Origin of the sequence: Sulfitobacter mediterraneus, assembly GCF_003054325.1 — a bacterium.
Taxonomy (GTDB): Bacteria; Pseudomonadota; Alphaproteobacteria; order Rhodobacterales; family Rhodobacteraceae; genus Sulfitobacter; species Sulfitobacter mediterraneus.
On record NZ_QBKU01000012.1, the window covers coordinates 1 to 14,578 of the forward strand.

Annotated in this window: 1 protein-coding gene and 1 tRNA gene; both read left to right on the forward strand. The window is 55.5% G+C overall.

From position 1 onward, the window contains the following. Positions 1-14: 14 nt before the first annotated feature. Positions 15-91, forward strand: a tRNA-Met gene (locus tag C8N31_RS16970). A gap of 295 nt (positions 92-386) precedes the next feature. Then, positions 387-14,492, forward strand: a complete 14,106-nt coding sequence (locus tag C8N31_RS16975) for an Ig-like domain-containing protein (protein ID WP_025046498.1) — start codon at positions 387-389, stop codon at positions 14,490-14,492. The last annotated feature ends 86 nt before the right edge of the window (positions 14,493-14,578 follow it).

Sequence of the window (14,578 nt, forward strand, 5' to 3'; positions counted from 1 at the left end):
GCCAACAAAAGTGTCGCGGGATGGAGCAGCCCGGTAGCTCGTCAGGCTCATAACCTGAAGGTCGTAGGTTCAAATCCTACTCCCGCAACCAAAAATACCTGATACGCCCGTAGCTAAGACGCTGCGGGTTTTGTCGTTGGGTGGCGCCGGTAACGCGGTTTCTTGCTGTAGTTGCAATTGCTTATTAACTCCGGTCCATGCCGATAATATCATTGATTAAATGCAGCGCCTCGGCCAACATTGCTGTCGGCTACCCAAGATACCAGAGTTTCTTGTGTAACGTCGTTCCGGTATTCAGGTCGAGATTTCGATTGTCGGGGGCTATGGCAGCGTTCGGCGGGGGCGTATTTTGAACCGTTGGACCCTCTTATTTTGGTGGGGACGGAATGGAAAACGACGAAACACTACAAGAATCTGCTGCCGTAAAGCTGCGTGACGCGGCCAGCATTTCATGGTCCGTGGCGGACGCCGCAGGGAGCGCAAAAAAGGTGGTCAAGCTGGCCTCCAGACCCTTCAAATCCGTTGAAAAGCTCAAAGATAAGGTCAAAAAGCTCGAAAAAGCCGCCAAGGTCGTTGAGGATATTTCAGATACGCTGAAATCAGTATCCTTTACACGCCCTGCAGCCAAGGTGACCGACAAAGTTGCTGAGAAGGTCATCAAATACACCAAAAAGGTGGAAACCAAGATTGACGCGTTGGAGGGGACGTCAACCAAGATCGGGGATTTCCTTTTCAAGGTTCAAAAACAGCTGGGTAACATCAACAAGGCCACAAATGCCTTGGGAGTCGCAGCAGAAGCCTACTCGCGCAAACTCGCCAGCGCCGAACAAAATCTTGCGCCTGCTGAATCGCAGTTTTCAACCGGGGTTGAGTTTCTGGATAAGAACTCCTCTGATGCCCGTGCGATTGCCGTCCAACTGGCCGAAGTGCGCATTTCTCAAGCTGATAGTATTAATGGCCCCCTGCTGGTGCTTGTCACGCAATTGTCAGAAATCGACCAGGCCATGGAAGAGCTGTCGTCCAAGCTGGACAATAACCTTCTGGATATCATTGTCGATCTTGCGGAATCGCTGGGCGCGATCACCGATGTGGTCAGCAAGATCACCGATCCACTAGAGACCGTTCTGGACTACCTCGGTCCGGTGCTGGATCTGATGGGGTCATTCTTTAGCTTCCTGCTGGCTCCGGTTGAGGCGGCGCTGGAATGGATTATCGACAAGATTGGGATCACGGCCTTGCTGGAAAAGGCCGCTGACGAAATCACATCGCTTTTGCCAAATATTGATCTGTTGGACGGTCTGGCCGAAAAGCTGGAAAAATTGTTCCTTGAGGAAATTCAGGACTTTTACGAGACTGAAATTGTTGCGAAATATGAAAGTATCCTCGCAACGATCAACAATCCGAACTTCCCCGAAAGCCTGTCCATCGGGACAGATGAGGACAATACGCTTAACGGGTCCATGAATGCCACGGGCAGCCTGACCCTCGATGGGCTTGGCGGCAACGACAACATTTTTGGCGGTGATTTTGACGATACACTGAACGGCGGCACGGGCCGGGATATTCTGTCCGGCGGTGGCGGCAATGATATTATCGACGGCGGCACGGACAACCCGAACGGAGACGAAGACGACGAGAGCCCCGACAGTGTGATCTACGCTGGCAACCGCGAAGATTACAATTACACTGCCGTTATCAGCGACGGCGTGGCGACCGGCGATTGGATTGTTGTCGACACCCGCGAGACCATCACTGTGGACGGCGTTGTCACACAGCGCAATGACGGCAAGGACATCCTCAAGAATATCGAACTGATCATCTTTGCCGATGACGGTTTGGACCTGCGGCTGTTTGACCAACTGATCGAGACCCGCAGCGAAGATGGCGAGATTGCTTATGTCTCTCCCTATGCCACCAACCTAGACCCCATTGGCGGGCAATTGCCGCTTACGCTCGATGGGCAACGCGATTGGGTCTATGGCGCCTTTGGGCTTGATATCCTCATTACGGGTGGCGGCAATGATCAGCTGTCCAGTGGGGGCAATGGGCGCATCACGCGGCGCAAGTATGATGGCGATGCGCTGTTCGGCGGCGAGGGTGACGATGTTTATGTGGTCAGCCCTGATGGTTATGACCGTGATTTGATTATCGATTCCGGCGGCATCGACACAGTGGATTACAATCTGGCGAGCGGTGACGTGCGGGTCTATCTCGGCTCGACAAATCCAAACGACAGAGAGGCGTTCTATATTCCACCGTCTGTGGAATTTCACGCGGATTATGATGGCAATGACATCAATGACCCCGTGACCATCAACACTCAGCATCCCGATGGTAGCATCACATCAGAGACCGTGACCTACAATGCAGGTGTGATCCAAGGCATCGAAAACGTTGTCGGGTCCGACAATCATGACATCATCATCGGCAATGACGCGGTAAACCGCCTTGATGGCGGCGCCGGCAACGACATGATCCGCGGCCTTGATGGCAATGACGAGATCTATGGCGGCTCTGGCCACGACATTCTGATCGGTGATTGGGGTGACGATTATATCGAAGGCGGCACTGGCGCTAACGTATACATCGGCGGTCTGGGCGATGATGACTTTAACGATACGGCAGGCGGATACGGCACGGTCAAATACTCGACCTTCGCGATTTCGTCCCTCTACGACCAAAGCGTTGAATTCCCGGATTTCGCCACAACTGGTTTTGATGCCTTTAATGTCAACGACATGCCGGGCGGTATTGTGGTTGTGCAAACCTCGGATCCGGGCCAGCAGCAGGTCGCCAAATACCAGACCAGCGTGTCTGTCGGTGATCGCTACGGCGTTGATTACCTTGAAGATATTGAGTTCATCGTCGGCAGCACGGGTGGCGACTACATCTTTTCACTGCGCGGCAAAAGTCAGCACATCTACGGCAATGGTGGTGACGATCAGCTGTTTGCCGATGAGACAGATATCGGCAACGTGTTTTATGGCGGTGAAGGCGCGGACGTCTTCACCTCACATGCCTTTTCGCCGGACCTTTTTTATGGCGGCAGCGAAAGCGACACGGTCCGCATTTGGGACGAAAACACCGTTGATGGCGATGAGCTTCATGGTGACGACGCGCCCAATGACCTGCGTCTGCCGATGGAGGGCGTCGATGTTCTTGATCTGCGCAACAGCGATTTTGCGTGGCATGTCCACATCAGTCCGCTTACCCCTCTGGGGTCGTTGATCGGCAAAGAGGATATCCTGCGCTCTGATGTGGATGATCCGCTGTTTATTCAGCAAACTGTTGGCGTGAACGGCGTTGAAGAAGGCGATATCGTCCCGACGGAAATTGGCGATGTGCCACTGGCCTTTCAGGCCAATCCGAGCACCCCAGATGCGGGCGGTGTTGCGTCTGAGTTTTCTGCGTTCGAGCATATCATCGGATCAGAACAACGCGATATCATCACCGGCGGTTATATTCTGTCTCCGGTTATCTTTGAGGGCAATGGCGGCGACGACGTGCTTTATGTCAGTCAGTTCACCACTGGTGAGCTGTTTGGCGGCGATGGCGATGACGTGTTGGGCACCTACAACCCCACCAATGGCGATATCACATTTGAACGTCTTTATGAGAAAGACAAGATCACCACACTGTCGGGCGGGGCGGGCAATGATGTCTTTGTCGCGGGCGATTTCCGCGAAAGCTTTGAGGGCGGCGAGGGGCTGGACAGGCTCACGTTCGAGACCAGCCGCGCCAGTGTCATCGTCAATCTCAGTACCAAACAACTCGATGGTGGCTATGCCGAGGGCGATATTCTGGTGGGGGGCATCGAAGACGTCACAGGCACCCAATTCGAAGATACGATCACGGGCGACGAAGAGTTCAACGAGATTGTCGGCTGGGACGGCATTGATGTGTTGTTGGGACTGGGCGGTGCGGACAACCTCTTTGGCGGGGATGGCAACGATTTTCTTTATGGCGGTGCCGGCAATGACAACCTGCATGGCGGCAATGGCGGCGATCTGTTGGACGGTGGCGCCGGGATTGATACGGCATCGTGGAACTTCTATCAGGTTCACCCCAAGGGCGGTGTGGAACGTCTGACCAATGACACCTCTGACATCGTTGCGGATCTCGAAACCGGGCAAGCGGGCACGGACATTCTGATCAGCATCGAAAACCTCACCGGCGGTGTGGGCCACGATACATTGCGCGGTGATTCAGGCGATAACCTGCTGGCTGGTTCTACCGGCAATGACCTGTTGCAGGGCCGCGATGGTGAGGATCTGCTGATTGGGGGCGTTGGTGATGACACGGTTGAAGGCGGCGCAGGCGATGATGCGCTCTTTGGCGGGGCGGGTATCAACTTCCTGGATGGGGGCGCGGATTTCGACACGATCGACTATGGCGTTCTGGAACTCGGCGTTCAGATCACCATGGCAGGTGTTGGCGAACGGGCAGGCGATACGTCCGGTATTGCGCGGTCATACACACCCGTCGATCTGTTCATCTGGAGCGACAGCCTAACAGAAACCACGTTTGACGGCTATGTTGAGCAAACCACAATCAGCACCGGCACCACCGAGCTGCGCAACACTTATGAGGTCTTTGATCAAGGCGATGATGACCCGGACGATGATGTCTATGTTCCGCGCGGCACCATCACGCCGGAACGTGTTTGGAAGTTCCTGAACCTGAACTATGCAACCCAGACAAGCGACGCGGATGACATTCCATTCCTGCCAAACCTGTTGTTGCCAGAGCAAGAAGTCGATGTTGTCGAACGTTTTGAAGAAGCTGTTGATATATTTACCAATATCGAACGGATTGCCGGATCACAGGGCGCGGATCGGATCGTAGGCAACGCCGAGAACACAGTGTTTTATGGCGGTCTGGGCGGCGATGTGATCGATGGAGGCGATGGCATCGACACAATGAGCTATGCCTTCTCCGAATTTGGCGTCTCGGTTGATCTCAAGATGATGACCTTCGCGGGCGGCGAAGCGGAAGGTGATCAGATCTCCAATATGGAGAACCTGATCGGGTCAGGGCAGTCCGACGCACTAAGCGGGAATGATTTGGACAACACCATCGTGCTGGGCGACGGCAACGACAACGCCCGCGGCTATGATGGCGTCGATACGGTCGTCTTTGGCTTTGATTTCAGAGATATCAGTCAAATTCAGGGCTTTGCCGATGGCGTCAACATCATGCGCTTTGAGGGCGATGTTCTGACGTCGGTCGACTTTATCGCGGACGATATTGAGATCCTGTCTTTTGAGGACGGTGACAAAACATTTGCCGAGATAAAAGCGCTGGCAAAGGATGGCACCGAAGGGTCCGATGTGTTGGTCGGGACGCCGGTACCCGACACGCTTGACGGGCGTGGCGGCAACGACATTGTGCAAGGCCTGGACAGTGCGGACCTGCTGCTTGGCAGTGAAGGAAACGATTTGTTGCAAGGCCAGGGCGGCGATGATCGTCTCATTGGCGGCACAGGGCGCGACCGTTTTATCGGCGGTATGGGCGATGACACGTTCATCATTGATGACAGCACAGAGATTGTTACCGAACTGGAGAATGAAGGCGACGATACTGCCGAAAGTTCAGTGGATTTTGCCCTGCCAGATCATGTGGAAACGCTGATCCTGACCGGAACAGACGTGACCACAGGCACAGGCAACGATGAGGCCAATACGATCATCGGCTCTGACGCGGCAAACGTGCTGGTCGGCAAGGGCGGGCGCGATACGCTGGATGGCGGATTGGGCGAGGATACCCTTCTTGGCGGCGCCGATGGCGACACTTATCTGATCAACGAAACCATCGACGTTATCTTTGGTGAAGCGGCCGATGGCGGCTATGATGCGGTCCATACGACCGTTGATTATACTTTGCCGGACAATGTCGAACTGCTCGCGGTGGCAGATGGGGCCAGCGTGCATGCCATCGGCAATGATGGTGTGAACGAGTTCTATACCGGTCTGCGGCTTTTGGATGGCAACAGCAACCCAACCGACGGCACCGGCGGCAGCACATTTGATGGCAAGGCGGGCGCGGATATTCTGGTCCTTGGCCATGATTTTGAAGGCAGCACCTTTGATTTTGACGATCAGGGCTATCTGACTATCACTTTCGATGACGTTACAAACCGTGCGGCCAACATCGAAAAATTTGATTTCACCGACCAGTTCCTAACCTGGGACGATCTGACCACCACGGTTTTTGCTCCAACGGGCAGCGTGATTGTGCCGGGCGTCGAGGGTGATATCATCCACGGCATCGACATGTCGGATGCTTCAAACGGCGCGCAATTTGTGCATGTGGCCAGTGCGCCCGGCGCCAACGACGTTATCTACAACTTCTCAACCGCCTTTGGTGCCAATGGCGCGGGCACCTTCCTTGGCTCCGGTTTCTCGGATCCGGCCACGAGCCAAGTAGACGTTCTGGCGGTCGTGCCGGGCGATGCGCCGTCAGACGTGCAGTTTTATCTGTCAGGAATTTTCAGACCTCTAGATCTAATGACCGAAGCCAATTGGACCTATTATCAGGTCGCGGTGTTTGGCGGCGATGATGATCTGGACGGCACCCATTTGGGCGATACCCTCAGAGGGTTTGAAGGCGAAGACACCCTCTCTGGAGATGACGGCAACGACCTGATCAAAGGTGATGGTGGCAACGACAGTATCACTGGCGGACAGGGGGATGACACCCTATTTGGCGGCGCGGGCGAAGACTCCCTTGTGGGCGGCAACGGCGTTTTCAACGATTTTTACAATGGCGGCGAGGGCGACGATACGCATTTTGGCGGCAACGGCGTTAACACGATTTTTGTGCACGCAGACATGGGCGCGGATGTTGCCTATGATTTCGACGGGGCCAAAGATTTCATCGACACGTCCCTGCTGACCGAAGCCGAGCGCGATCTGATGACGGTCACCATTGATAACGCGGATACCCTGATCGGATTGTCCGATGGCGGTTCCCTTCGTTTGATTGGAACGCAGATCAACGATCTGCCGATTGTGCCCTTTGACACCGGCGAAACCGACCCTGTGGAGATCGATCTGGGCCTCGGCAGCAACGGCTTTGAATTCCCCGAGATCATTGCGGTCTCGGCGGCGGGTGACGTCAACAACGACGGCATAGACGATTTCATGGTGGGTTGGACTGATCGGACCTTCAATGCCACGATTACGCCGATTGCCTATGTGGTCTATGGCAAGGATGACGCGGATTTTGACCCGCTGACCCAGCCATTCCTGCTGGATCTTGATGAAGGTTTCTCGGTTCTTGCAGAAACGGGGGATGCTAACATTTCCCTTGCTGCGGCGGGTGACGTCAACAACGACGGCATTGATGATTTCATGGTGGGCACCTCAGGATCCACCCACGTCATCTTTGGCCGAGATGGTGATTTTGCAGATCACGTCGATCTTGGTGGCCTAGGCGCAACAGAAGGCGTCAAGCTGGCGATGGACGGCGCAAACGGCCAGCAGTTCATTGAGGGCGGTTTTGACATCAACGGCGACGGCATCGACGACATGATCGTTAGTGACGGGGCATATTACGGCAGTACCACACATGTTGTGTTCGGCTCTGACGCGGCTGATCCACTGCCTGCGACGATCACGGGTGCGGATCTGGATGGCACCAACGGCTTTACCCTGCTTGGCCCCAACTACTTCACCAATCCCGGCGATTCACTTGCATCTGCCGGTGACGTCAACGGCGATGGTTTTGACGACCTCATTATTGGATCGCGCTTCCACAGCGTCGCTTCCCCCGATGGCTCTAGTTACACATGGACCGGCGGGGCTTTCATCCTCTTTGGCAGTGACCAGCCCTTCGCAGGCAGCATCGACCTGGAACAGATGACCGCCGATCAGGGCTTTTTGATCGACGGTGACATTGACGGTGGCCAAAGCCGTACGGGCGGCGTCGTCCAAGGCGGCGGTGACGTCAACGGGGACGGGTTTGATGACGTTGTCATTATGGTTTCCCGCGCGATCAACAAAGGCCCCTTCGGCAGCGCGGTTGAGGGTGATCTGAATGAACGGGCTTATGTGTTGTTCGGGTCGGGCGATCCGATGGGCGAAAGCTTTGATCTGGATGATGGCGGTACGGGCCGGCGGGTCAGTCTGGCAGATCTGGACGGGACAGATGGCACAGTCTTCACGCTGGCGCTCCCCGAAGGGTACAATTCACCAAATCCCAATACCCCGAGTGATTTCAAATCCATCACCGGCGGCGGTGCAATCGAGATCGTGGATGATCTGAACAATGACCGGATTGCGGATATTGTGATCGGAACAAGCACGTTTTCGCGCGAGGTTGTTTACGATCAGGACACGGGCGAGAGCACTAATACTAACCTCAACACCGGCCAAACTTTTGTCCTTTACGGGCGCACCGAAGGATTTGGCGGTGTCTTTGAGCTTGAAGACCTCACCGATCTGGACGGGTTTGTTGTCGACGGATTTGAGGGCGATGGATCGGGCCGCATCGTGCGTTATGCGGGCGATGTGAACAACGATGGCGGCGCGGATTTCCTTATCGGGGCAAGCAGTTCGCCCAGCAAGCTGATCTTCGGCACGCCGTTTTCTGACCTGCCAACCCTCGGCACGATTGAGATCACGGGGCTGGCGCAAGAAGACGAAACGCTTACCGCAAATATGGATGGCCTCTCGGACGGTGACGGCTTTGCGACGCTGGATTTCCAATGGTATCGCAACGGCACGCCGGTACAGGGGGCGACAGAGGCGACCTATCTGTTGACGCAGGCCGATGTGGACGGCGAGTTTTATGTGACGTTGGATTACGTCGATAACTTCGGCAATGCGGGCAGAGTGCAAAGTGATCTGCTTGGCCCGGTTGAGAACGTCAACGACGCACCAATGGCCGAGCCGGACAGCTATACCGCCTTTGAGGACATGCCGCTGCGGATGGATCTGCAAGCCAATGATTTTGATGCCGATGGCGATGATCTGACCTACAGCTTTTTCACCGCGACCATTGGCGGGGCGGGAACACTCACTGTCAATGACGACAAGACAGTGACATTCACGGCGGCAGATCAGTTTCTCGGGCCGGTGTTCTTTACCTACCAGCTGATCGACGAAGACGGCGTGGCTTCTGTCGCCACAGCCGTAAATATCGACGTGGTCGAGGTAAATGATGCACCCGAGATCACCGATCTGGCGGTTACAATTGTCGAAGAAAACTCTGTGACGCTGTCGCCCTTGGTGGGTGTCACGGATGAAGAGGACGATGCCTTTTCGATTGTCGATGCCTATCTCGGAGACAAGACCGAGATCAGCTTTACCGACGATACGATCACGATCACCGGTGATCTGAACGCAACGGGTGATGACATCGTTGCCTATACCGTTCGTGACGCAAGAGGCGCCGAAGCAACAGCCTACATCGCGGTGACAATCACGCCGGTCAATGATGCGCCAATGCCAGTGGATGACTTTGCCAGAGGGCCGGAAAACTTGGTCCAGATCGTGGATGTGTTGGCCAATGACATCGACCCGGATGAGGGTGATGTTCTGACTGTCGTGGATGTTACAAACGGCACATTCAGCACCTCAAAGATCAACGCAGACGGCACCATTTCCGTGACGCCAATTGCAGAACAGTTCGGCACCGAAGTTCTGACCTACACGATGCGCGATGCCGATGGCGTCGAAAGACAGGCCACGCTGACGCTGACCTTTGACCAGGTGAACGATCCGCCGGTCGCCTTTGATGACCATGTTGCGGTCAATGAAGATGCCTCTATCGAAATTGATGTGCGCGCCAATGACGAAGACTTTGGCGAAGAAGATATCTTTGTGGACAGCTTCACAGCGCCGAGCCATGGCGCGGTTGAGCTGCTTGGTAACGGCAACCTGCTTTACACGCCGGACCCGGATTTTGATGGCGAAGACAGTTTCAAATACGTCCTGTCCGATCATGATGCCAAGGTCAGCGGCGCAAAGGTGTTCATCGCCGTAAACCCGCAGCCGGATGATCCGGTTGCCAAGGATTTCACCGTCGAGCTTCAGCAGGGCAGCACGGTGATGTTTGATCCACGTTTGTCCGCGACGGGCAATGCGGCGGATGCAGACAGCGACCCTGACCGTGATCCACTCAGCATCAGCAGCTTTACCGAAGCCGCAGGTGGAACCGTCGCGTTCAAAGATGACGCATCCGGCCTGATCTACACGCCGGATGCGGATTTCTTTGGCACCGATACCTTCGACTATGTCATCGACGACGGCACCGGGCGCACTGATACGGCCAACATTGTTGTCACTGTCCATCGCAACGATGTGCCCAACGCACGGCCCGACAGCTTTGATCTGACCGAGGACACCAACATTATCATTGATGTCTACGAGGCCTATCCCGGCGGCATTCTGGACAATGACGACGACAACGAGGGCGATCCGTTTGCCTTTGAAAGCATCGGCACGGCGGTGAATGGCGAGATTGCCTTTAACGCGATTGAAGGTACGGTCACCTATACGCCAAACGCCAATATCTTTGGCGCGGGCCTCGATACGGTTGACTATTCCATCATCGACAGTTTCGGGCGCATTGTGACATCGACCATCACCTTTAACGTGATCGGCCAAGACGACGCGCCAGTGGCGTTCGATGATGTGGCCACCACGGGCGAAGACACGCCATTTGCCATTGATGTCCTTGCAAATGATGAGGATTTTGGTGAGGGGGACGTGTCGTTCAACGGGTTCACGCAAGGTGCCTTTGGCGGTGTTGTCCAGTTGTCCGATGATACGTTGCACTATTCGCCCAACGCGAACTTCAATGGTCAAGACAGCTTTACCTACGGGATCAGGGATACCGCTGGCAACACCAGCACGGCCACGGTTACCGTGAACGTAACAGATGAGCCAGACGCGCCAACGGCCAATGATGACACAGCCCAAGGCAGTGAAGATGTGGCGCTGGTGATCGACGTGCTTGGCAACGACACGCACCCGGATGCAGGCGCTGTTTTGACGGTAGTTGATGTGACCAACGGCACCTTCAGCACATCTGCGATCAATCAGGATGGAACCATCACCGTGACGCCGAATGCGGGTGCATTTGGCACGGAAATCCTGACCTATACCGTGCGCGATAACGCTGGTGCGGAAAGTCAGGCGCAGATCACCGTCAGCTTTGGCGCTGTGGATGACGCGCCGGTGGCGTTTGACGATACGGCCACCACGGACGAAGACACCGCGATCGCGATTGATGTTCTGGCCAATGATGACGACTTCGGCGAAGACGATGTGTCTTTGAACGGCTTCTCGCAAGGGGCGTTCGGCGGGGTTGTTTTGCTGTCAGATGACACATTGCATTACACACCCAATGCCGATTTCAACGGCCAAGACAGCTTTACCTACGGGATCAGGGACACAAGCGGCAACACCAGTACGGCCACAGTCATAGTAAACGTCACCTCTGTTCAAGACGATCCGATTGCCAATGACGACACCGCGCAGGGCACGGAAAGCGTTCCTTTGGTGATTGACGTGCTGGCCAATGACAGCGATCCCGACACAGGTGCCACCTTGAGCGTTGTGAGCGTCACAAATGGCTCGTTCAGCACCTCTGTGATCAATCAGGATGGCACGATTACAGTCGCACCGACCATTGGCGTTTTTGGCACAGAGGTTCTGACCTATACCCTGCGCGATAATACGGGCGCAGAGAGCCAAGGACAGATCACCGTCAACTTTGCCGCTGTGGACGACGCGCCGCTTGCGCTCAATGACACGGCCGCCACCGACGAAGACACCGCTATCGAGATTGATGTGCTGGCCAATGATTTAGACTTTGGCGAAAATGACATCTCGATCCTTGGTTTCTCCGAAGGCAATTCGGGCGGTGTGATCGAGCTGGCCAACGGCAATCTGCTTTATACACCTGATCAGGATTTCAACGGGCCTGACAGTTTTACCTATGTGATCACCGACAACGCTGGCCAAGAAAGCACAGCAACCGTATCCATCGACGTCGCGGCGCTTCCGGACGATCCCAATGCCATCGACAAATCCGTTTTTGTCCAACAAGACAGCAGCTTGACCTTTGATCCGCTGCAATCGACGACGGGCAATCCTGAGGATGGCGACAATGACCCCGATGGCGATACGATCTTTCTGGATGCCCATGCGACCGCCCAGAACGGTACGCTGGATTTCTCGGACGATTTCACACAGCTGATCTACACCCCCGACGCGGGCTTTAGCGGTGAGGACACATTCCTCTACCGAATAGGTGACGGCACCGGACGGTTCGACGAGGCCACCATCAGCGTCACCGTTGGCCGCAATGACGCCCCCGTTGCGCGGCCAGACAGCTATGACCTTGCCGAAGACACCACAATCACCATCGACCTGGCAGGCAACACCAGCCCGCTTGCCAACGACGATGACACCGAAGGGGATCCGTTCTCAGTGACCAATGTGGGCGCTGCGGCCAATGGGGTGGTTCAGTTCGACGCAAATATGAACACAATCACCTACACACCAAACGCAAACCTGTTTGGCGATGCTTTGGACGTGGTGGAGTATAGAATCGCCGACAGCTTTGGTCGGTCCGTGACGTCGACCATGACCTTCAATGTGGCACCTCAAGATGATCCCGTCACCGGGGCGTTGTTGATCCAGACCAGCTTTGATGTGTTTGGCAATCCAGAGTACATGCTTGATGCGTCCCAGCTTGAAGATGCCGATGGATTGCCGGCCCTGTCGTTGGATGACCTGCTGGATGGCGCAACGCCCACGAATGATGAATTTGGCTATTTCGACAATTGGGTGTGGCGAATTGATGGTGTCGTTGCTGGCGACACTGACGAGCAATATTTTCCGGCACTGGATGATGCGCAAAAACAGCTGACGGTCGAGGCCACCCTGACAGACAACCAAGGAAACACCAGCTTTGTCCAGAGTGCGGCCATTGCCGTGCCTGATGTGCGGGTCATTATTTTTTATAACCTGCAACCCGGCGTGGATGACCTGTTTGACCCCTTTGATGGGACTGCTGGCCCGAATGGGGCAATCCCCGGTTTTGTAGATCTGAAAGGGTTTGAGCTGGGCCGGGATCGGATTGACCTGCGTGATGTGGCCCTGCTTGACGCGTTGAGCGCCGTGAACAATGCCGCAGACGGCAGTGCGATCTTGACCTTTGACAATGGCAGCGTCCTGCGGATCGAAGGCGAAGGCGTGAGCCCGGACACTTTGACGTTTGACGATTTCCTGTTTGCCGACGGCAACATCGAACCCACCGGCACACCGGATGTGAACGGCGAGACCGAACAGGGTGCGGTGCTAGAGGCGGACCCAACAACGGTCGAGGATGTCGAGAAGATCAACCCAGACACCGTTACCTACCGATGGCAACGTGACGGCGTTGATATTCCGGGGGCAACGGGAATTACTTATGTTCTCACCGAAGAGGACGTGGGCAAGACCATTACCGTGATCTACATGTTCGAAGACAGCTTTGGCACGCCGGAAACCGTCACCAGCGAAGGTGTCGGACCGATCATCGCAACCGGCGAAGAGATCACCGGCGGTACAGGGTCGGAGGCACTGGACGGCACCGCAGGATCAGACGTCATTCGCGCCCTTGATGGCGATGACGTGATCCATCCAGGCAAGGGCAATGACACCGTCGATGGCGGCGAGGGCATTGACCGCGCTACCTATTCCGGTGACCAGTTGGGCTATACTCTGACCTTCTCCCCCGACGGGACGCTGATCACTGATCGCCGTCCAGGCGGCAACGGCACGGATGAGCTGATCGATGTTGAGTTCCTGGATTTCGGGACCGAACTGCCGATCTTTGGCGGCCAGCCTATGCCGCTGAACATCTTTGGCGGTCCGGCTTCACTGACGGCAGAAGAATTTGCGCCGATCATTGAGCTTTATATCGCGTATTTCAACCGCGCCCCGGATGCGCTGGGCCTCTACTTCTGGGCGACGTCCTTTACCACTGGCACCTCGCTTGAAGAGATGGCGACACTGTTTGTGGGCCAGCCGGAAACCCAGCTGGAATACCCCGAAGGCACAGCCAACAATGTGTTTGCTGAAACCGTCTACAACAATGTTCTTGGCCGGACGCCGGATGCCGCTGGTTTCGACTTCTGGGTCGGGCTGCTCGACAACGGGTTCGTCGCGCGTGATGCGTTTATTCTTGAGGTTTTGCGGGGCGCCAAGGCCGATCCTGCGCCCGGTTCAACGCAAGAGTTTATCGACCAGCAGCAGGCAGATCAGGCGTATTTGGAGACCAAGACAGACATCGGGGCCTATTTCGCAGTTCTCAAAGGCATGTCCGAGGTCAACAATGCCAAGACCGCGATGGGGCTTTATGACGGGTCAGCGCAAAGCGTTGCAGATACACTTTTTGCCATCGACGCCTATTTCGAAAATGCGCTTGATCCCAACACGGGTGAGTTCTTGATGCAGCTGGTTGGTGTCATCGACGATCCGTTTGCGATTGCGTAAGGGCCGCGATGATGGGGCAGGGGGGGCCGACGACCTGTTTGCGGATGGCCATAGCCATGTGCAGCATTAAGATAGCTTCTCCCCCC